Below are 20,086 nucleotides of genomic sequence, written 5' to 3' on the forward strand. Positions count from 1 at the left end.
TCCGGCATCGCGGTCATTGAAAAACGACGGAGGAAGCGAACCATGAAACGGCAAGGCAATGCAGCAATCCGAAGGATCGGCGCGGCGTTCGCCGCCGCCGCGTGCGTGGTGGCGATGCAGCCTGCGTCTGCCGCCGATCCGCAGACGTGCAGCGACGTGAAGATGGCGGCGCCCGGCTGGACCGACATCGACGCGACGAACGCGATGGCGGGCGTCGTGCTGAAGGCGCTCGGCTATCGGCAGGACGTGGCGAACCTGTCGGTGCCGATCACGTACCAGGGGTTGAAGAAGGGGCAGGTGGACGTGTTCCTCGGCAACTGGATGCCCGCCCAGGCGCCGCTCGTGAAGCCGTTCGTCGACGAGAAATCGATCGACGTGCTGCATGCGAACCTGAGCGGCGCGAAGTTCACGCTCGCGGTGCCCGACTATGTGGCCGCCGCCGGCGTGCATACGTTCGCCGATCTCGCGCGCTACGCGGACCGCTTCGGCGGCAAGATCTACGGGATCGAGCCCGGCGCGCCCGCGAACCAGAACATCAAGCGGATGCTGTCCGACCACGCGCTCGGGTCCGCGAACTGGTCGCTCGTCGAATCGAGCGAGACCGGCATGCTCACGCAGGTCGAGCGCGCGGTGCGCGACAAGCGCTGGATCGTGTTTCTCGCATGGGAGCCGCATCTGATGAACACGAAGTTCCATCTGACGTATCTGTCGGGCGGCGATGCGTATTTCGGCCCGAACTACGGCGGCGCGACGGTCAACACGGTCACGCGTTCCGGGTTCGCCGGCCAGTGCGCGAATCTCGCGCGGCTGTTCCGGCAGATGACGTTCTCGGTCGACGTCGAGAACCGGATGATCGCCGACATGCTCGACAACAAGACGTCGCCCGCGCTCGCGGCGCAGCATGCGCTGAAGGCCGAGCCCGCGCTGGTTGCCGCCTGGCTCGACGGCGTGACGACGGCGGCCGGCGCACCGGGCCTGCCGGCCGTGCGCGCGGCCCTCGACGCGCGCTGATTCCCTCTCTTCGGGCGGCCGGTTTTCACCGTGCCGCCTGTCTACGTGTTTTCCCGATCCGTCGCATCGTGACCATTTAGTGTCGCCTTCAGACGGGTGACGCGAAATATGGGTTTGTATTTTTCGCCAATGGCTGCGTTATTGCGGAAAACGAAATGCCGAAGCCAGCGGGGCGGTCTGAATTCGAATCCACCGGCGCATCGCGGCACGCGTCGGGAAGCGATTCTATCCATCGAACGGTTCAGGGAGGGTGGTCGACAATGAAGCACACGAAAGTTGCCGTAGCCGCCGCGCTTGCATGCGCGGCCTGTATTCCCGCCATCGGGCATGCGCAAAGCAGCGTGACGCTGTACGGGATTCTCGACGCCGGGATCACCTACGTGAACAACACGGGCGGTTCGCACGTGGTCAAGTTCGACGACGGCGTCGCATACGGAAACCGCTTCGGCCTCAAGGGCACCGAAGACCTGGGCGGCGGCCTGAAGGCCGTGTTCGCGCTCGAGAGCGGCTTCCGTCTCGGCAACGGGCAACTCGGCTTCGGCGGCGCCGAATTCGGACGGCAGGCGTATGTCGGCCTGCAGAACGACTGGGGCACGCTGTCGTTCGGTAACCAGCTCGACATCACGAACGAACTGGTGTCGATCTACAACATCTCGGCGTGGGGCAGCGGCTATGCGATCCACCAGGGCGACTTCGACCGCTTCAACGGCGACCGCCTGCCGAACTCGGTGAAGTTCCTGTCGAACGACATGAGCGGCTTCAAGGTCGGCGCGATGTACTCGTTCGGCAACGTCGCGGGCAACTTCCATCGCAACAGCGCATGGAGCGCGGGCGCGAGCTTTACGAAGGGCGACTTCTCGATCGGCGCCGCGTACACGCGCCTGAACAACCCGAACGGCATCTACGCGTTCGATCCGTACGCGATGATCGGCACGCACACGTTCCTCGGCCAGCAGACCGTCACAGTCGATCCCGCGACCGGCGCGCGCACCGACCTGTTCGCGAACACGCCGATGGACGTCGACAGCCAGGGCACGTTCGGCATCGGCACGAGCTACACGATCGGCAAGCTGACGCTCGACGCCAACTACTCGTATACGACGATCAAGGGCTTCGGCCAGTCGTCGCACATGCAGGTGTACGAAGGCGGCGGCCTGTACCAGTTCACGCCGGCGTTGAGCTTCATCGCGGGCTACCAGCACACGCGCTTCGAAGGCCATCACTGGAACCAGGGCACGGCCGGCCTGCATTACCTGCTGTCGAAGCGCACCGACGTGTACATCTCCGGCGACTATCTGCGCGCGTCGCAGGGTGTCGATGCGGTGATCGGCTACAGCTTCACGCCGTCGACGACGCAAACGCAGGCCGACGTGCGGATCGGGATGCGGCATTCGTTCTAAGCGGGGTGGTGGGGTGGTGTGACGTCTTCAGCGAGGTCTCTCTTTGGCGCGAACCGCGGTTCGCGCTTTTTTTTTGTGCGGTGTGCCGGCTCGACGGCGCGCGTGCCGGCGGCCGGCCGGTTTTCAGCCGTTGGCATATCATCGCGATTTGGCCGCGTCCGCACCGTTACCGCACGCCCACTCGCGTGCGGCGTCGCTTTTCCCGAACGGTTGCAGTGGGCACCGCCAACCGCCGAGACCCCGATGACTACCCCCGTGCCCGATTCCAGTCCGTTGTCCCCGTTACCCGCCAACCTGTTCCGCCACGCGCCGTTCCAGCGTTTCTGGGGCACGCGCGTGATGTCGTCGCTGGCCTTCCAGATCCTGTCGGTGGCCATCGGCTGGTACGTGTATGCGCTCACGCACAGCGCATTCGCGCTCGGTCTCGTCGGCCTCGCGCAGTTCGTGCCGATGTTCGCGCTGACGCTCGTCGTCGGGCAGGTGGCCGACCGCTACGACCGTCGGCGCATCGCGACGATCTGCCAGAGCGTCGAGGCGCTGGCCGCCGGCGTGTTCCTGCTCGGCGCGATGCAAGGGTGGCTCGCCGCGCCGGCCGTGTATGCACTCGCGGCGATCGTCGGCACGGCCCGCGCGTTCGAGTCGCCGTCGGTGTCGTCGCTGTTGCCGGCCGTCGTGCCGCGCAGCGACCTGCCGCGCGCGACCGCGTTGTCGACGTCCGCGAACCAGGCCGCGCAGATTCTCGGGCCCGCGTTCGGCGGGCTGCTCTACGGTGTCGGCGCGCCCGTCGCGTTCGGCACGAGCGTCGCGGCATTCGCGATCGCGGCGATGCTGAGCGGCACGATTCCGCTGCGCGGCGCGCCGCCCGCCCGCGAGCCGGTCACGCTGCGCTCGGTGTTTTCCGGTATCGCGTTCATCCGGCGCGAACCGGCGATTCTCGGCGCGCTGTCGCTCGACCTGTTCGCCGTGCTGTTCGGCGGCGCGACCGCGTTGTTGCCGATCTATGCGCGCGACATCCTGCAGGTCGGCCCGCGGGGGCTCGGTGCGTTGCGCGCGGCGCCGGCAGTCGGCGCGCTCGCGGGCACGCTGTGGCTCACGCGTTTTCCATTGAAGGGGCGGCCGGGCCGCGCGATGTTCGGCGGCGTGATCGCGTTCGGCGTCGCGACGATCGTGTTCGGGCTGTCGACGCATTTCGCGCTGTCGCTCGTCGCGCTGGCGGCGCTCGGCGCGTCGGATGTCGTGAGCGTCGTCGTGCGACTGTCGCTCGTGCAACTGCGCACGCCCGACGACATGCTCGGTCGCGTGAGCGCGGTCAATTCCCTGTTCATCGGCACGTCGAATCAACTCGGCGAATTCGAATCGGGCGTGACGGCTGCGTGGTGGGGCGCGCCCGCGGCGATCGTCGTCGGCGGCGCGGCGACGATCGCCGTCGCGCTGACGTGGATGCGGCTGTTCCCGAGCTTGCGGAACATGGCGTCGCTGGAGCGCGATCATTGAGCCGACGTGAGAGGCCGATGCCTTCAGGTGAAGCCGGCTTCTCGTTCACTGCAGTTCATTTCAAATTGCTTTCTCGTTTCAGTCACATGCCAAACGACGGCCGTGCCGGACAATCATCCGACAAAACGGTTTTTTGGCACCCGGTTCGGTCGAATGGCAGTGTGTGCGGCCAGCGCGTCGCGGCGGACGGTCAGGCGCCGGCGGCGTGTGCGACCTGCACGGCCGTGCCGTAGCAGATGACTTCGGTCACGCCCGAGCCGATCTCGGTCGAGTCGTAGCGCATCGCGACGATCGCATTCGCGCCGAGCTTGCACGCCTCGGCGAGCATCTTGTCGAACGCCTGCTCGCGCGCCTTTTCGCACAGCGACGTATAGAGCGTGATGTTGCCGCCGAAGATCGTTTGCAGCGACGCGCCGAACGAACCGACGATCGAGCGCGAGCGCACGACGATGCCCTGGGCGACGCCGAGCGAGCGGACGGTCGTATGGCCGGGCAGGTCGAATGCGGTCGTGACGCGGGCGGGCGACAGGTCGTCGAGGGAGCGGTTGGATTCGGTCATGGTGCGAAAGCGTGTAGCGAGTGGTCGAACGACGATTCTAGCCGGCCGGAGACGACGTATTCGAACGGGCGCACCCGTGCGGGTGAACGCCCGTTTCGTCGCCGAACGCGACAACCGCTCGATGAAGAGCGCTCAGCGCTTGACCGTCGCGCCGGCAAGGCCGCCGAGATCGACCGCGTACGCGAGCGCCAGCTTGCCGAACTTCAGCGCATGGTTGGCCTGGCGATCCGAGTTCTCCAGCGTGTCGTTCACCGTGTGAATGTACGGGCTGTCGTTCTGGTCGGCCTCGAACGGGAATGACGCCGGATACCCCTGCGCATTCCACGACGCGTGATCCGAGCACGCATAGCCGCATTGCGACGTGCCGACCGCGAGCTCCGGCAGGTAGGTCGCCGCGAGGTTCTTCACGTAGGTGTTCTGCGCCGCGTTCGTGTAGTCGGTGATCAGGTAGATATCCTTCGGATCGCCCTTGTAGTTCGTCATGTCGAGCTGCAGCACGCCGACCACGTTCGCATTCTGCGTGCGGAACTGCTTCGCGATCGCCTTCGAACCAAGCAACCCGGCTTCCTCGGCCGCATACCCGACGAACTTGATCGTCCGTTTCGGCCGGTAGTTGTTCGCGAGCAGCACGCGCAGCGCCTCGGTCAGGCTGGCGATGCCCGACGCATCGTCGTCCGCGCCGGGCGAGCGCGTGTTCTCCGTCGTGCGGCCCACGGTCGAATCGAGGTGGCCGCCGAGCACGACGGTGCCCGCGGCCGGATCGCTGCCGCGGATCGTCAGGATCACGGATTTCTGCGGAAAGCCCGTGTGCGCGACCTGTTCGACGGTGATGTCGGCGCGCGCCCCCGCCAGCTGCTTCCACTGCAGCGCGAGCCAGTCGGACGCGGCGACGCCGTGCGACGTCGTGTAGTAGCGGTTCGTGAAGCCGGACAGCGACGTGATCGTGCCGACGATGTTGCTGGCCTGCAGTTGCTGGACCCACGTACCGATCTGCGGCACGTTCGACACCGTGTACGCGGCGGCGGCCTGTTTCGCGAGCGTCGCCGGCAACGGTTGCAGCGCCTGGCGTGCGTCGTCGAACGAATCGTGCACGACGTAGCCGGGCCCGTGGCCGCGCGTGCGCTGGACGGCGCGGGCCAGTTCGCCGAGGCGGGAATCGTCGATCTCGACGACGTGAACAGTCTCGCGACGCGCGGCGCCGTCGGCCGCCTTGCCGGCGTCGACGGTCGTGCTGTATTGCGCGGTTGCGGTCGCATCGATGCGTTGAAGCTGGCGGAACGCGGTGTCGCCGAGCGTGATCCAGACGGGTGTCGCGTGCGCGGCGGCGGTCAGCAGCATGCCGCCCAGCGCGGCGCTCAGGCGGGTCGGTTTCAGAGTGGGCATGGTCGATCTCGTGAGGATGGCGATGTCGATGAAGGGAGCGCGCCGCAGATCGTGCGAGGCGCTCCCGCCTGCTGCGGTATTACGACTTCTGCGGGACGGTCACGCCGTACGTGCAGCTCTTGTTGTACGCGTTGCCGATCGCGGTGAGCTGCGCGCTGCTGTAGCCGAGCGCGGACGCGGCCGTCAGCACGGCCTGCGCGGCGGCCTTCTGGTTGGTCGAGCCGTTGGTCATCGACAGCCCCTTCAGGAACGCCTTGTCCATCGCCTGCGCGCCGATCGCGTCGCGCGCGACGAGGTTGCACGACGCCCAGTACTGGCCGGCCGTGTGGATCTCCGCGCCGCGCGCCTGCGCATAGGTGCGCCCGACGTTCCAGTTGGTCACGCGGCCGCCCCAGAACTCGTTGTGGCCGTCCCAGTTGTAGACCCAGTGATACTGCGCATCCGACGGGCTCCACTGGATGAAGTCGCGGCTGTACGCGGCGGCGAGATAGTCGCCGGTGCCTTCCGACAAGCCTTCCTGTTGCGACAGGCCGCCGTTGGTGATCCAGTCGTGGATACCGTGGCCGAGCTCGTGGATCACGACGTCCGCGTCTTCCGCGTCGTCGACGCCGCCTTGCCCGAAGGTCAGCCGGCCGCTGCTAGACGAATACGACGAGTTGTCGTCGCCCGATTCGCCGTGCGGGTCGTACTGCACGCCGCCCGTGTACTGGTACGGCAACGCCTTGATGCCGAGGGTCTGGTTCACGTAGCGCAGGAACGTGTCGATGTGGTAGTACACGTTCACGGCCTCGAAATACAGGTTGCCGCGCGTGAATTCGAACGCGGGCGTCGACTGCGACGGGCACGCCTTGTCGAGCGGCGCATCGAAATCGACGCACGCCGCGTACGGGCCCGTCAGCGTGTAGCGGGTGCCCGACTGCGCGAGATCCTTCAGCGTCACGCGCACGCGTGCGGCCGTGAGCTGCGTCGAGTCGGCGTCGTTGCTGTCCTTGTAGCCCGTGCTGCCGTAGCTGCTTTTCGTCGGCGACAGCGGATCGGGGCGGAACACGAAGCCGGTGCCGTCGGTCGCGTAGAACGCCTTGTCCTCGGCGCGCAGCACTTCGCCGCTGCCCGAATCGATCAGCAGTTCCCAATCGCCCTTCGGGCCGTCCTGCGGGCGGCCGCGCACCTTCCACGCGGTATGCGTGCCGGCCTTGTCGACGAACGCGACGAGTTGCGCATCGAGATGCGTGAAGCCGCTCACGCCGAGATACGCACGGGCGCGGTCGAGCGCCTGCTGCTGGTCGACGGCCTGCGACTTGCGCGTCGTCGCGACCACGCCGTTGATCGTGTTGCTCGCGACGTACAGGATGCGGCCGTCCTTCGCGACGGTCACCGCGATCTCGCTGCCGTACACGGGCAATCCGGCGGCTTGCTGCTGCAGGCGCACGACGGTGAAGTCGGCGTCGTTGCGTTCCGACGTGACGACGAGGCTCGCGAGCGCGGCCGCGTCGAGCCCGAGTTGCGCCGCCTGCGACGCGACGAAGTCGCGTGCGGTGGCGGCAGGCGTCGCGGCGGCCTTCCTGGCGCGGTAGGCCGGGTTGTACAGCGTGACGGCGACGCCGTCCGCGCGGAATTGCCCGGCGGCCGTGTCGGCCTTCGCGGCCGGCGGCGCGACGCCGCGCGTCAGGCTTTCGCGCAGGCTCGCGGCCTGCGGGTTCGATACTTTCGTATCGGCCACGGTGCCGCCGACGATGCCGAAACCGAGCGCGAGACCCAGGGCGAACGGCAATGCTTTGCGTGATGTCTGCATACGTGATCCTCATCTCAACGGTTGGACACGCCCGCACGCTCGTGGCGAACAGGCACGACACGGCCCGCGCGCCGGTTCGATGGAACCGGTGCGGCGAAGCGGTGTGGAGAGTCTCGACTGACTAAGGAAACCTAAATGTCAGGTCGAAAAGAAGCGGGCAGGCGAAGCGGGGGACGCGCGTGAAGGGATGCGAACGGCAGGCAGGTGCGGCGACGGCGAAGCGAGCATCGTCATGTCATACCCCTCGGATCGGATCGATATCGGTTGGCAGCCTGCGTGGCGCGATGCGCGTCGAGACGCGGCGTGCCGGTCCGTTAGGCTGCCTATCTAACTTTTTTTGGTATGTTACAGAATATTTTCAGCGACATTCCAAATTATTTTCGACGATCGCTTCGGTCGGTCGATCAATCGCCGGCATTGTTCAGCGGGCGGCGGGAAACGCTGCCGGAACGCGCAATACCGCGCCGGATTGTGATTAAAAGCTGCGACGATCAGCGTGTCGCCCGCCGGTCGCTGCGCGGGCTCATCCCGAATCGCGCGCGATAGGTACGCGAAAAATGCGACGGCGATTCGAAGCCGCACGCGACGCACACCGACGTGATGCTCATGTCGGTCTGCTGCAGCAGTTCGCGGGCGCGATCGAGACGCAGGTTCAGGTAGAAGTGCGTCGGCGTGTCGTTCAGCGTCGCGCTGAACAGCCGCTCGAGCTGGCGCCGCGTGATCGAGACTTCCCGCGCGAGCGCGTCGGAGCCGAGCGGGTTGTCCATGTGCCGCTGCATCGTGCCGATCACCTGGATCAGTTTGCGGTTGTGCACGCCGTAGCGCGCGGCGATCTCGAGCCGCTGGCTGTCCGAGCGCTGCCGGATGCGGCTCACGACGAACTGCTCGGAGATCGCCGCCGCGAGGTCGGCGCCGTGCCGGCGACCGATCAGGTCGAGCATCATGTCGATCGACGCGGTGCCGCCCGCACAGGTGATGCGCCGGTCGTCGATCTCGAACAGCTCCTGCGTCGCATTCAGGCCGGGATAGCGCTCGCGGAATGCGGCCAGCGCTTCCCAGTGCAGCGTGAGCGGCTGCGACGCGTCGAACAGCCCGGCTTCCGCGAGCACGAAGCTGCCCGTATCGATGCCGCCGAGCGTTGCACCATGCCGGTGCTGGCGGCGCAGCCAGTCGCCGAGCGTGCGCGTGTAGCACACGAGCGGATCGAAGCCCGCGACGACGAATACCGTATCGACCTGCGGGACGTCCGCGCACGCGGCCTCGGCGGCGACCGGAATGCCGTTGCTCGCGGTGACGGGCGCGCCGTCCGCGCTGATCACGTGCCAGCGATACAGTTCGGTGCGAAAGCGGTTCGCGACGCGCAGCGGCTCGACCGCGGACATGAAGCCGAGCGCGGAAAAGCCGGGCAGTAGCAGGAAATGGAAATCCTCGGGCATCGGGGCAGGGGATCGAATCCGGTGGTCGTCGCGTATCGCGCGACGCGCCGAGCGAGCCCGCGCGGGCCGCGCCCGGTTCGCAGGCGCAGAACGGTCAAGCCGGGATTATCGCGGGTTTTGCCGGTGCTCAGCGCGTTTTTGCGTCGCGCATCGTGCGGCGCGCCGTTGCCGACGGCAGTTCGCCGAACTGGGCCTTGTACGCTTTCGCGAAATGCCCGAGATGAATGAAGCCCCAGCGTGCGGCCGCCTCGCTGATCGGCAGGTCGGATTGCCGCGTGTCGAGCAGCAGGCGTCGGACTTGCGCGAGGCGCAGCGAGCGTGTGTAGTTGAGCGGGCCCGTCTGCACGACCGACTGGAAGCTGTTCTGCATCGTGCGCCGGCTGACGCGCAGTTGCGTGCACAGGCTCAGGATGTCGACGGGCGCTTCCGGGTGCTCGATCACGTAGTCATGCACGCGGCGCACGATGTCGGCGTGGCATGCGTGCGTGAGCCGGTTCGGCGGCTCGGGCATCCGGTACGTGAGGAGATCGACCAGCACATTGCCGACCTCGGCGCGGATCGCGCACTGCGCGCGTGCCGCGTCGAACGTATCGGGCGCCGACAGCACGCGCTCGAGCAGCGTCGCGAGTTGCATGCTCGCACGTTCGCGCGCGGCGACCGGCACCTCCACGACGCCGTGCCGCAGCGTGCGTGCGTCCAGCCGGACGTCGGCGGCATCTTCGATCTGCTGCATCAGTTCGGGGTGGACGACCACCCCGATCAGCGACATCTCGTCCGGTGAATGGAGTTCGAACGGTGTGCCGCCACGCGCCATCACGATCGTGCCGCGCTCGACGCGCGCGCCGCCGAACGCGAAGGCGCCCGAGCCGGTGAGCGGCATCCCGAACACCGTATGGCCGTGTGGCAGACATCCGCGCTGGATGATGCGCACGTTTGCCGTTTCCTGGAACAGCTGCACGCCGTCGAGCACCGCGTGTTTGACCGCGCTGCGATACGCGCCGGAACCGATCTGGTCGTAACGCTGGTTCCAGCCGCGCAGCGCCTCGGCATGCCGGTCTGCGTCGTCGAACCTCTGATGTAACACGAGCACGGTGCCTCCGGCGATCGTTCGGACCGCGCAAGATTAAACCGACCGAGCGGTCGGCGCAATCAGGGCGAGCGCTATTCCGCGCGGGTGTTTCAGAGGGTCGGAAGGCACGCGGCCGCGCGGCTTTCACACGCATTTCCAATATCCCGAATCGGCACGCACACGTTGCCGGTCCGGGTGCTGACGGCATTTATTGTCGAACTACAGTCGCCCCACATAACGTGAATTCCCACTGGAGGCGGCATGAGGACAAGGCGACGAACCGCGGCGCTCGCGGCGACGCTGGCGTTGGTGGCGGCATGGGCCGGCAGCGCGAACGCGACGGAAAAACCCGAGGAACTGGTCGTGCAGAAGATGCCGCCGTGGCATCCGCACGAGATCTATATCGTCGACATCTCGATGCCGTCGATGACGGACGGGCGCATCTATGTCTACGACGCCGACGCGAAGAAGCTGCTCGGCCAGATCGACGGCGGCTTCGGTCCCGGCTTCGCGATCGCGCCCGACCGCAAAGCGAGTGTCGTCGCGACGACCTACTTCTCGCGCGGCTCGCACGGCACGCGCACCGACGTCGTCGAAATCATCGACAACACGACGCTCGATCATGCGGGCGAGATCGTGATTCCGGCGAAGCATGCGCAGCACGTGCCGTCGCCGTACAACACCGCGTTCAGCGCCGACGGCAAGCGGTTGTACGTCGCGAACATCACGCCGGCCGCCTCGGTGACCGTGATCGACGCCGTATCGAAGAAGATGCTGTCGGAGATCGACACGGCCGCATGCGTGCTCGCGTATCCGGCCGGCGACGACCGCTTCACCGCGCTGTGCGAAAGCGGCAAGGCGCTGACCGTCACGCTCGACGCGAACGGCAAGGAGGCGAAGCGCACGATGTCGGACGCGTTCATCGACGTCGACAAGGATCCGGCGTTCGTGAACGCGTCGCGGTACAAGGGCGACTACCTGTTCACCACCTACGGCGGCAACGTGCGCAGCGCCGATTTCAGCGGCGACAAGCCGGCATTCGGCAAGCCGTGGTCGCTGCTGACGGACGCCGAGCGCGCCGAAGGCTGGCGGCCGGGCGGCATGCAGCAGACGGCCGTGCAGGCGAAGCAGAACCGTTACTACGTGCTGATGCACAAGGGCACCGACGGGTCGCACAAGGATCCCGGCACGCAGGTGTGGGTGTACGACCTGAAGTCGAAGCAGCGCGTCGCGCGCTGGGATCTCGCGCAGCAGAAGGTCGAGCCGCTCGTGTCGATCCAGGTCAGCGAGGACGACAAGCCGCTGTTCTACGGGCTGACGGCGACCTCCGATCTCGTCGTGATGGATGCGCGTACCGGCGCGCTGCAGCACGTCGAGAAGCAGATCGGCAACACGTCGTCGCTGCTCGTCAACCCGTGAGGCCGCGATGACCCTCGATCCCGTACTCGCCACCAGCGCGCAGGCCGGCGCGGCCGTCGTGGTGCTGCTCGGCGCCTTCGCGAAGATGCGCCGGCCCGCCGCATTTCGCCAGGCACTCGCCGGCTACCGGCTGCTGCCCGACGCGCTGACCGCGCCCGTCGCGTTCGCGCTTCCGCTCGCGGAAGCGCTCGGCGCCGCGGCGCTGCTGTTTCCCGACACGCGCACGGCCGGCGCGAGCGGCCTGATCGCGCTGCTCCTGGCGTTCGCGGCCGGGCTCGCGATCAACCTGCTGCGCGGCCACACCGACATCGACTGCGGCTGTTCCGGCTTCACCGCCGCCCGTGCGGACGCACCGCGCGGCATCGGCTGGCTGCATGTCGGCCGCGTGCTGCTGCTCGTCGCGCTGGCCGCGACCGCGTTCGTCGAGCCGGGCACGCGCGCCGTCGTGTGGTTCGATTACCTGACGCTGTTCTTCTCCGTGCTGCTGATCGTCTGCGCGCTGCTCACCGTCGACGTGCTGCTCGCCAACGTGCCGCGCCTTTCCCACCTGAGGAATTCATGATGCAAACCGCTCTCACCGTTTCCACCGCCCTGCTGTGGGTGGCCGTCCTCGCGCTCGGCGCGATCTGCCTCGCGCTGGTGCGCCAGATCGGCATCCTGTACGAACGCATCATGCCGGCCGGCGCGCTGATGATCGACAAGGGGCCGGCCGTCGGCGCGATCGCGCCGACGTTCGAACTGACCGACATTCGCGGCGCGCACGTGAAGGTCGGCGGCATCGACGCCTCGGGCAAGGCCACGCTGCTGTTCTTCCTGTCGCCGACGTGCCCCGTCTGCAAGAAGCTGCTGCCGCTGCTGCCGTCGCTGCAGGCCAGCGAAGCGACGCCCGTGAACATCGTGCTCGCGAGCGACGGCGATGCCGACGAACACACGCGCTTCGCGCGAAAGCACGACCTCGGGCGCTTCCCGTACGTGCTGTCGCAGGAGCTCGGCCTCGCGTACCAGATCGGCAAGCTGCCGTACGCGGTGCTGCTCGACGAAACCGGCACCGTGCGCGCGAAGGGGCTCGTCAACACGCGCGAGCACCTGGAGAGCCTGTTCGAGGCGAAGGAGCGCGGCGTCGCGTCGCTGCAGCAGTTCGTGCACGGCGATCACAGCCACGATGCGCACGCGCAGCACGCATGACCGGCCGAACCTTTTTCAACGTCATTGGAGAACGACGACATGGGCGTGTTTGATTCATGGTTCGAGCGGTCGGCGCGCGGCGTCGCGCAGCACAGTTCGCGGCGCAGCGCGATGGCAAGGCTCGGCAAGGTGCTGGTCGGTTCGGCGCTGCTGCCGTTGCTGCCCGTCGATCGCACCGCGTATGCGGCCGATGCGGCGTCGGGTCCGTCGGGCGCATCCGGCGCCGCCGCCGCGGGTGCGAGCGACGATCCGATGAGCTGCGACTACTGGAAATACTGCGCGATCGACGGCTGGCTCTGCAGCTGCTGCGGCGGCACGTCGAGCAGTTGCCCGCCGGGCACGACGCCTTCGCCGATCACGTGGATCGGCACCTGCCGCAACCCGCACGACGGGTCGGACTACATCGTGTCGTACAACGACTGCTGCGGCAAGACCTCGTGCGGCAAGTGCTTCTGCAACCGCAACGAGCGCGAGAAGCCGCTGTACAAGCTGTCGCTGAACAACGACATCAACTGGTGCATGGCGAACGGTAACTCGAATTACCACTGTTCGGTTTCGGTTCTGCTGGGAGCGGCGAAGCAATGAAAGTGAAGCAAGCAGGAAAGCGCATCGTTGCATGCATGACGGCCGCGACGGCCTTCGCGTTGCCCGGCGCGGGCAACGCACAGGAAACCGTGCGTTACCCGGCCGGGAAAGGCCTGTTCGACGCGCAGTGCGCGGTGTGCCACCAGGCGGGCGGGAAAGGGCAGGACGGCCTCGCGCCGCCGCTGACCGAGTATCCGGGCAAGTACGCGACGGTGGAAGCCGGGCGTGCCCAACTGATCGCGACGCTGCTGCACGGGATGTTCGGCGAGATCGAGGTGCACGACAAGCGCTACAACTTCAAGATGCCGTCGTTCGCGAGCGCGAGCGACGACGACATCGCGCACTTGCTCAATTACGTCGTGTTCGACCTCGATGCGCAGCACGGCGATGCGAAACCGTTCACCGCGGCCGATATCCGGGCGGCGCGCGCGAAGCCGATGGACGGCGCGGCCGTGCATGCGCAGCGCGCGGTGGTGATCAAGGGGCTCGGCCTGTGAGCGGCGCGTGCTCGCCGGCGCGGCGCACGTGCTGCGCGGTGGCGTCGCGGCTGGGCAGCGTGGCGCGTCGCGTGTCGGGCTGGCTGCTGCTGGCGGGCGCGTCGGCGTGCGCGTTTGCCACGTCCGCGCGGGCCGACGGCGCGGCCGACGCCGCGCTCGCCCGGCAACACTGGGTGCTCAACTGCATGGGCTGCCACACGGCGACGGGCGGCGGCATTCCCGGCAAGGTGCCGCCGCTCGCGAATTCGCTCGGCTATTTCACGCATGTGCCGGCCGGGCGCGAGTACGTGATGCGCGTGCCCGGCGCGTCGAACTCGGCGCTGTCGGATCGGGAACTGGCCGACGTGCTGAACTGGGTGCTCACGACGATGAACCGCGATGCATTGCCGCGCGACTTCAAGCCTTATACGGCCGCGGAAGTCGCCGCGCACCGCCGCCCCGCGCTGTCCGACGTCGCGACCGAGCGCGCCGGTCTCGTCCGCGCGTTGCAGGCGCGCGGCATCGACGGCGTTACGGATCGCTACTGACCGACTCACTCAACGAATCAAGGAAACGTGAACATGGAGACGAACGAAACCTTTGCGCTGCTCGACGCGACGCGCGCGTTTCTCGCGAAGCCGAAGCAGATGCTGATCGGCGCCGAATGGAGCGATGCCGCGTCGGGCCGCCAGCTCGATGTGGTGAACCCGGCCGACGGCACCGTGATTGCGCGCGTGCCCGAAGCGGACGAGCGCGACGTGCAGCAGGCGGTCGCCGCCGCGCGCCGCGCCTTCGATGCGGGCCCGTGGCGCACCGCGAAGACCACCGACCGCGAGCGCCTGATGCTCGTGCTGGCCGACCTGATCGAAGCCAACGCGCGCGAGCTGGCCGAGATCGAATCGCTCGACAACGGCAAGCCGGTGATGGTCGCGCAGGGGCTCGACGTCGCGATGGCCGCGCAGTGCTTCCGTTACATGGCCGGCTGGGCGACGAAGATCGAAGGCAGCGTGATCGATGCCGGCATGCCGTACCTGCCGGACAGCGAGATCTTCGCCTATACGAGAAAGGAACCCGTGGGCGTGGTCGGCGCGATCATCCCGTGGAATTTCCCGCTGCTGATGGCCGCGTGGAAAATCGCGCCGGCGCTCGCGACCGGCTGCACCGTCGTGCTGAAGCCTGCCGAGGATACGCCGTTGAGCGCGCTGCGGCTGGGCGAGCTGATCCAGGCCGCCGGGTTTCCGGACGGTGTCGTCAATATCGTCACCGGCTACGGTCACACGGCGGGCGCCGCGTTGTCGCGCGATCCGCGCATCGACAAGATCGCGTTCACCGGATCGACGCAGACGGGCAAGACGATCGGCCACGCGGCGCTCGACAACATGACGCGGATGTCGCTGGAACTCGGCGGCAAGTCACCGGTGATCGTGCTGCCCGACGTCGATCTCGACAAGGCCGCCCAGGGCGTCGCGAACGCGATCTTCTTCAACCAGGGGCAGGTGTGCACGGCCGGCTCGCGCGCCTACATCCATTCGAAGGTGTTCGACGGCGTGATCGAGCGCGTCGCGAAGATCGCCGCGAGCCTGAAGATCGGCCCGGGGATGGACCCGGCAACGCAGATCGGCCCGCTCGTCTCGGCGAAGCAGCGCGAGCGCGTGTGCGGTTACATCGACTCGGGGTTCGGCGAGGGCGCGCGTGCCGCTGCGGGCGGCCGCGCGATCGACGGCCCCGGCTTCTTCGTCGAACCGACGGTGCTGGTGGATACGACGCAGGCGATGCGCGTGGTGCGCGAGGAGATCTTCGGGCCGGTGCTCGTCGCGATGCCGTTCGACGACGTCGATACGGCCGTGCAGCTCGCGAACGACACGCCGTACGGCCTCGGCGCGAGCATCTGGTCGAACGATCTGTCCGCGATCCACAAGCTGGTCCCGCGTATTGCCGCGGGCACCGTGTGGGTCAACTGCCACTCGCTGCTCGACAACGCGCTGCCGTTCGGCGGGATGAAGCAGTCGGGCTTCGGCCGCGAACTCGGTCGCGCGGTGATCGACCAGTACACGGAAAGCAAGTCGGTGATGATGAACTACGCGTGAGCGTCGCGGCGAGCGCGTGCGTGGCCGGCGGATCGGGAACGCACGCACGCGCTGTCAAGCGCGGATCAGCACGACCCCGAGGATGAGGCACGCCGCGCCCGCGACGCGGATCGGGCTCGCCGAATGCTGCTGGATGCCCAGTATGCCGAAGTGGTCGAACACGAGCGCGCCGGTCATCTGGCCGACGACGATCAGCGCGAGCGTCGTCGCCGCGCCTAGGCGCGGCACCATCAGGATCGCGACGCCGACGAATACCGCGCCGAACACTCCCCCCGTCCAGCTGAACCACGACCCCGCCCCGGAAAACGTGCCGCTCAGGCGCGGATGAGGCGACAGCAACGCGACCGCCAGCATCGCGGCGAGGCCGACGAGATAGCTGACCGAGCCGGCCCACCACGGTGAGCCGATCTGCGCACGCAGGTTCGCGTTGAGCACCTGCTGCAACGCCACGCTGATGCCGGCCGCCACGACCAGCAGGTAAGACAGGAGGGTAGCCACGACGATGAACGCTCCGCAAGGATGGCCGCAACGGTGATTCCGGCACGGAAGGCTTTCATTCTGCGGAGCACGCCGGTATAACGCAAATATCGAATCTGGCGTTCATCCATCTCGTTTCGGCATGCCATCACTCCGGCAAATCCAGTATTTCCTGACCGTGGCGGACCTCGGCGGCTTCACGCCGGCCGCGGGCGCGCTTCATGTCGCGCAGTCGGCGCTCAGCCGGCAGATCGGCCAGCTCGAGGACGAACTCGGTTTCGTGCTGTTCGACCGCGAGCCAAGGGGCGTGCGGCTCACGCCGGCCGGCGCGATCTACCGCGAACGCGTGGCGTCGATCCCGGCCACGCTGACGGCGGCTGCCGACGAAGGCTCGCAATTGTCGCGCGGGGAAGCCGGCGTGCTGCGGCTGCTGCATTCCAGTACCGTGCCCGTCAGCAGCCTGATGCCGGATCTCGACCGCTTCATGCGGGATTGTCCGGGCGCGCGGATCGATCTCGACCGCGCGTCGTCCGAGGATCAGGTGACCGAAATCGCGAACGGCCATGCCGATATCGGGATCGTTCGGCTGCCGGTGCTGCGGCGCGATGCACGCGTGCGCTTCGTCGAACTGGCGGCCGAGCGCCTGTGCGTGGCGGTGCCTGCCGATCACGCGCTCGCGGGCCGCAAGCGCATCGCGATCGCGCGGTTGCGGCGGGAGCCGTTCGTGTCGGCCGTGTATCGCGAGCGGGGCGGCCTCGCGCGCGTCGTCATCGATCTGTGCCTGAAGCGGGGCTTCGTGCCGGTGGCCGCGCGGATCGTGTCGCCGAAGACGTCGATGCTGAATCTCGTCGCGGCCGGCCGGGGCGTGGCGATCGTGCCGGCGCGGATGGCGAGCGTCGGGATCGACGGCGTCGTGTTCGTGCCGATTTCCGATGAAGACGCGAAGTCGGTATGCGCGCTGGTGCTGCCGGCGCAGCCGACGGTGCTGGCGCAGGCGTTCGCACGGGTGGTGACGGCGGGCTGAACGGCGCGCTTCCTGATCGACACGCGGGTTCGATCGAACCGACGTCATGACTCAGACGCGGTACCCCGCGTCGCGCATCAACCGCCGCGATAGCTCGCCGCGCGGGCCTTCCGCGTCGAATCGCGCGCCAAGTTTCGCATTCGCACCGCGCGTCACGCCGCGATGCATGGCCACGATGATGGCAAAAAGGGCGACGACGAAGAAAGCGACAAGCATCGTATTGCTCCTGGCCGAAGAAACCGGAGACGGACATCGCGACGGCCGGTCATGTTCGTCTCCGTCCATTTCAGTGATACGCAGTACCCGGGCCCGGGGCGGCGCGGCAACTGGCGGGCCGCGCGCGATCGCCCGGCGGCTTCCAGCATAGGGCCCGCCCACGGCATCCGGCGACGTGTCGGAAGTCTGTCAGCAAGGCCGTGGCGGAATCGAAAGGCGTGCGCCGCTTCCGGGCAATCCCGCCGATCCCCCAAAAAACCCCAAACCCCCGTCAGGAAAGCCTCAAGCGCAAGCTAGTGGTTTCCACTCATAGTCGCAAACAGGCAAGAACAGGTCGCCGCCGGTCTTCTCGCGGCGAATATGGCTCGTTACTTTTACTCCCACGATGCAGGCCGGCGCACACTCCGCGCACCGGCTGCCGCGAGACCAACCGGGAGGAATCGAACCATGAAGTCGACGAAGATCGCCGCGCTCGCCGCGGCCGTGCTGGCGACCGGCGCGTTCACGCACGCCGCGCTTGCCGAGACGGAGGCCGCGACCTGCCGCACCGTGCGTTTCGCGGATATCGGCTGGACCGACATCACGTCGACCACCGCGCTCGCGTCGACCGTGTTCGAGGCGCTCGGCTACAAGCCGACCACGACGATCGCGTCGGTGCCGATCTCGTTTGCCGGCCTCAAGAGCAAGCAGCTCGACGTGTCGCTCGGCTACTGGTGGCCCGTGCAGCAGAAGCAGCTGCAACCGTTCCTCGACAGCAAGTCGATCAACGTCGTCGAACCGCCGAACCTGTCCGGCGCGAAGGCGACGCTCGCGGTCCCGAGCTATGAATACCAGGCCGGCCTGAAGACCTTCGACGACATCGCGAAGCATCGTGCGGAGCTCGACGGCAAGATCTACGGGATCGAGCCGGGCAGCAGCGCGAACGCGACGATCCAGAAGATGATCGACACGAACCAGTACGGGCTCGGCGGCTTCAAGCTCGTCGAATCGAGCGAGGCCGGGATGCTGGTGACGGTCGAGCGCGCGATCCGCGAGAAGAAGTGGGTCGTGTTCCTCGGGTGGGAGCCGCATCCGATGAACATCCAGTTCAGCATGAACTACCTGTCCGGCGGCGACGCGGCGTTCGGCCCGAACTACGGCGAAGCGCGCGTGTACACGCTGACCGCGCCCGACTTCATCGCGCGTTGCCCGAACGCGGGCAAGCTCGTGACGAACCTGCGCTTCTCGACGCAGCTCGAGAACCAGCTGATGCAGTCGGTGATGAACAAGACCAAGCCGGCCGAGGCCGCGAAGGCATACCTGAAGAAGAACCCGCAGGTGCTCGATCCGTGGCTCGCGGGCGTCAAGACGTTCGACGGCAAGGACGGCCTGCCTGCCGTGAAGGCGTATCTCGGCCTGTAACGGCCGGCGCCCACGCGCTATCTGCAATGCGACACAACCCGAATCAAGCGAGGCATCCAGCATGAACCACGAAGTCATCATCACCTGCGCCGTCACGGGCGCGGGCGATACGGTCGGCAAGCATCCGGCGATTCCGGTCACGCCGAAGGAGATCGCGGCCGCCGCGATCGAAGCCGCGAAGGCCGGCGCGACGGTCGCCCACTGCCACGTGCGCGATCCGCAGACGGGGCGCGGCAGCCGCGACCCGAACCTGTATCGCGAGGTGGTCGACCGCATCCGCTCGGCCGACGTCGACGTGATCATCAACCTGACGGCCGGGATGGGCGGCGATCTCGAGATCGGCCCGGGCGAGGACCCGATGCGCTTCGGCAAGGGGACCGACCTGGTCGGCGGCCTCACGCGCCTGGCGCACGTCGAGGAGCTGCTGCCCGAGATCTGCACGCTCGACTGCGGCACGCTGAATTTCGGCGACGGCGACTACATCTACGTGTCGACGCCCGCGCAGTTGCGCGCCGGCGCGAAACGCATCCAGGAACTCGGCGTGAAGCCGGAACTGGAGATCTTCGATACGGGCCATCTGTGGTTCGCGAAGCAGCTGCTGAAGGAAGGGCTGCTCGACGATCCGCCGCTGTTCCAGCTGTGCCTCGGCATTCCGTGGGGCGCGCCGGCCGACACGGGCACGATGAAGGCGATGGTCGACAACCTGCCGCCGGGCGCGCACTGGGCCGGCTTCGGGATCGGCCGCATGCAGATGCCGATGGTCGCGCAGGCGATGCTGCTCGGCGGCCACGTGCGCGTGGGCCTCGAAGACAACATCTGGCTCGACCGCGGCGTGCATGCGACCAACGGCACGCTCGTCGAACGCGCCCGCGAGATCGTCGAACGCCTCGGCGGCCGCGTGCTGACGCCGGCCGAGGGCCGCCGCAAGCTCGGCCTGCCGGCGCGCGGCGAGCGACTGCTCGAACGCCGTGCGGTTGCCGAATTCGCGTGAGCCGTTTCACCGTCTCGCCGACTGAATGACATGGCGGCGTGCGTCCCCGCGCGGCCGCCCCCCGATTTCCCCTGATTTGAA

Annotated in this window: 20 protein-coding genes; 13 read left to right on the forward strand and 7 right to left on the reverse strand. The window is 67.5% G+C overall.

Going from position 1 to position 20,086, the window contains the following annotated elements:
* Positions 1-42 precede the first annotated feature (42 nt).
* The 3 genes from choX to DTA15_RS15380 all read left to right on the forward strand — a co-directional run bounded on the left by choX (position 43) and on the right by DTA15_RS15380 (position 3,905).
* The gene (gene choX / locus DTA15_RS15370; protein WP_006483794.1) at positions 43-1,011 is read left to right on the forward strand and encodes a choline ABC transporter substrate-binding protein; all 969 of its coding nucleotides are present in this window, start codon (positions 43-45) and stop codon (positions 1,009-1,011) included.
* Between the two features lie 260 nt (positions 1,012-1,271).
* Complete coding sequence (locus DTA15_RS15375; protein WP_006483801.1) at positions 1,272-2,411, forward strand: porin; 1,140 nt, start codon at positions 1,272-1,274, stop codon at positions 2,409-2,411.
* Between the two features lie 243 nt (positions 2,412-2,654).
* Positions 2,655-3,905: an MFS transporter gene (locus DTA15_RS15380; RefSeq protein WP_012493528.1), complete on the forward strand. Its 1,251-nt coding sequence runs from the start codon at positions 2,655-2,657 to the stop codon at positions 3,903-3,905.
* A gap of 190 nt (positions 3,906-4,095) precedes the next feature.
* Here DTA15_RS15380 and DTA15_RS15390 read toward each other — a convergent pair whose 3' ends face one another.
* The 5 genes from DTA15_RS15390 to DTA15_RS15410 all read right to left on the reverse strand — a co-directional run bounded on the left by DTA15_RS15390 (position 4,096) and on the right by DTA15_RS15410 (position 10,165).
* The gene (locus tag DTA15_RS15390; protein WP_006483793.1) at positions 4,096-4,464 is read right to left on the reverse strand and encodes a YbjQ family protein; all 369 of its coding nucleotides are present in this window, start codon (positions 4,462-4,464) and stop codon (positions 4,096-4,098) included.
* A gap of 132 nt (positions 4,465-4,596) precedes the next feature.
* Positions 4,597-5,847, reverse strand: coding sequence for a M20/M25/M40 family metallo-hydrolase (locus DTA15_RS15395; protein WP_006483792.1), 1,251 nt, complete (start codon positions 5,845-5,847; stop codon positions 4,597-4,599).
* 79 nt (positions 5,848-5,926) lie between these two features.
* A complete protein-coding gene (locus DTA15_RS15400; RefSeq protein WP_006483806.1) occupies positions 5,927-7,639 on the reverse strand; it encodes a M36 family metallopeptidase in 1,713 nt (570 codons plus the stop codon).
* Between the two features lie 491 nt (positions 7,640-8,130).
* Entirely contained in the window at positions 8,131-9,075 is a 945-nt protein-coding gene (locus DTA15_RS15405; protein WP_006483802.1) for a GlxA family transcriptional regulator, read from the reverse strand.
* 127 nt (positions 9,076-9,202) lie between these two features.
* Complete coding sequence (locus tag DTA15_RS15410) at positions 9,203-10,165, reverse strand: helix-turn-helix domain-containing protein (protein ID WP_006483804.1); 963 nt, start codon at positions 10,163-10,165, stop codon at positions 9,203-9,205.
* Between the two features lie 240 nt (positions 10,166-10,405).
* On the opposite strand from DTA15_RS15410, the gene DTA15_RS15415 reads away from it, so the two are divergent.
* The 7 genes from DTA15_RS15415 to DTA15_RS15445 are packed head-to-tail and all read left to right on the forward strand — an operon-like array spanning position 10,406 to position 15,896.
* Positions 10,406-11,563 carry an amine dehydrogenase large subunit gene (locus tag DTA15_RS15415; RefSeq protein WP_006483797.1) on the forward strand — a complete coding sequence of 386 codons (1,158 nt, stop codon included), beginning with the start codon at positions 10,406-10,408 and terminating at the stop codon, positions 11,561-11,563.
* 7 nt (positions 11,564-11,570) lie between these two features.
* Entirely contained in the window at positions 11,571-12,125 is a 555-nt protein-coding gene (locus DTA15_RS15420; protein WP_006483800.1) for a MauE/DoxX family redox-associated membrane protein, read from the forward strand.
* Entirely contained in the window at positions 12,122-12,748 is a 627-nt protein-coding gene (gene mauD / locus DTA15_RS15425) for a methylamine dehydrogenase accessory protein MauD (protein WP_034178328.1), read from the forward strand. The genes DTA15_RS15420 and mauD overlap by 4 nt, the downstream gene beginning before the upstream one ends.
* A 39-nt stretch (positions 12,749-12,787) precedes the next feature.
* Positions 12,788-13,333, forward strand: a complete 546-nt coding sequence (locus DTA15_RS15430) for a methylamine dehydrogenase light chain (protein WP_006483798.1) — start codon at positions 12,788-12,790, stop codon at positions 13,331-13,333.
* Positions 13,330-13,830 carry a c-type cytochrome gene (locus tag DTA15_RS15435; protein WP_006483796.1) on the forward strand — a complete coding sequence of 167 codons (501 nt, stop codon included), beginning with the start codon at positions 13,330-13,332 and terminating at the stop codon, positions 13,828-13,830. The genes DTA15_RS15430 and DTA15_RS15435 overlap by 4 nt, the downstream gene beginning before the upstream one ends.
* A 38-nt stretch (positions 13,831-13,868) precedes the next feature.
* A complete protein-coding gene (locus DTA15_RS15440) occupies positions 13,869-14,357 on the forward strand; it encodes a c-type cytochrome (RefSeq protein WP_012493526.1) in 489 nt (162 codons plus the stop codon).
* A gap of 33 nt (positions 14,358-14,390) precedes the next feature.
* Positions 14,391-15,896 (forward strand): aldehyde dehydrogenase family protein, encoded by a 1,506-nt coding sequence (locus DTA15_RS15445; protein ID WP_006484740.1) that lies wholly within the window; start codon positions 14,391-14,393, stop codon positions 15,894-15,896.
* A gap of 54 nt (positions 15,897-15,950) precedes the next feature.
* On the opposite strand, the gene DTA15_RS15450 is transcribed toward DTA15_RS15445, so the two are convergent.
* A complete protein-coding gene (locus tag DTA15_RS15450) occupies positions 15,951-16,394 on the reverse strand; it encodes a DMT family transporter (RefSeq protein ID WP_006484755.1) in 444 nt (147 codons plus the stop codon).
* Between the two features lie 121 nt (positions 16,395-16,515).
* On the opposite strand from DTA15_RS15450, the gene DTA15_RS15455 reads away from it, so the two are divergent.
* Complete coding sequence (locus DTA15_RS15455; protein ID WP_006484721.1) at positions 16,516-17,397, forward strand: LysR family transcriptional regulator; 882 nt, start codon at positions 16,516-16,518, stop codon at positions 17,395-17,397.
* 51 nt (positions 17,398-17,448) lie between these two features.
* On the opposite strand, the gene DTA15_RS38270 is transcribed toward DTA15_RS15455, so the two are convergent.
* Positions 17,449-17,682 carry a hypothetical protein gene (locus tag DTA15_RS38270; RefSeq protein WP_124550714.1) on the reverse strand — a complete coding sequence of 78 codons (234 nt, stop codon included), beginning with the start codon at positions 17,680-17,682 and terminating at the stop codon, positions 17,449-17,451.
* Between the two features lie 378 nt (positions 17,683-18,060).
* On the opposite strand from DTA15_RS38270, the gene DTA15_RS15460 reads away from it, so the two are divergent.
* Positions 18,061-19,014 carry a choline ABC transporter substrate-binding protein gene (locus tag DTA15_RS15460; protein ID WP_006484774.1) on the forward strand — a complete coding sequence of 318 codons (954 nt, stop codon included), beginning with the start codon at positions 18,061-18,063 and terminating at the stop codon, positions 19,012-19,014.
* Positions 19,015-19,075: 61 nt separating this feature from the next.
* Complete coding sequence (gene cdhC, locus DTA15_RS15465; protein WP_006484708.1) at positions 19,076-20,005, forward strand: 3-dehydrocarnitine:acetyl-CoA trimethylamine transferase CdhC; 930 nt, start codon at positions 19,076-19,078, stop codon at positions 20,003-20,005.
* Positions 20,006-20,086 lie beyond the last annotated feature (81 nt).

Origin of the sequence: Burkholderia cenocepacia, from assembly GCF_900446215.1 — a bacterium.
GTDB classification, from domain to species: Bacteria; Pseudomonadota; Gammaproteobacteria; order Burkholderiales; family Burkholderiaceae; genus Burkholderia; species Burkholderia cenocepacia.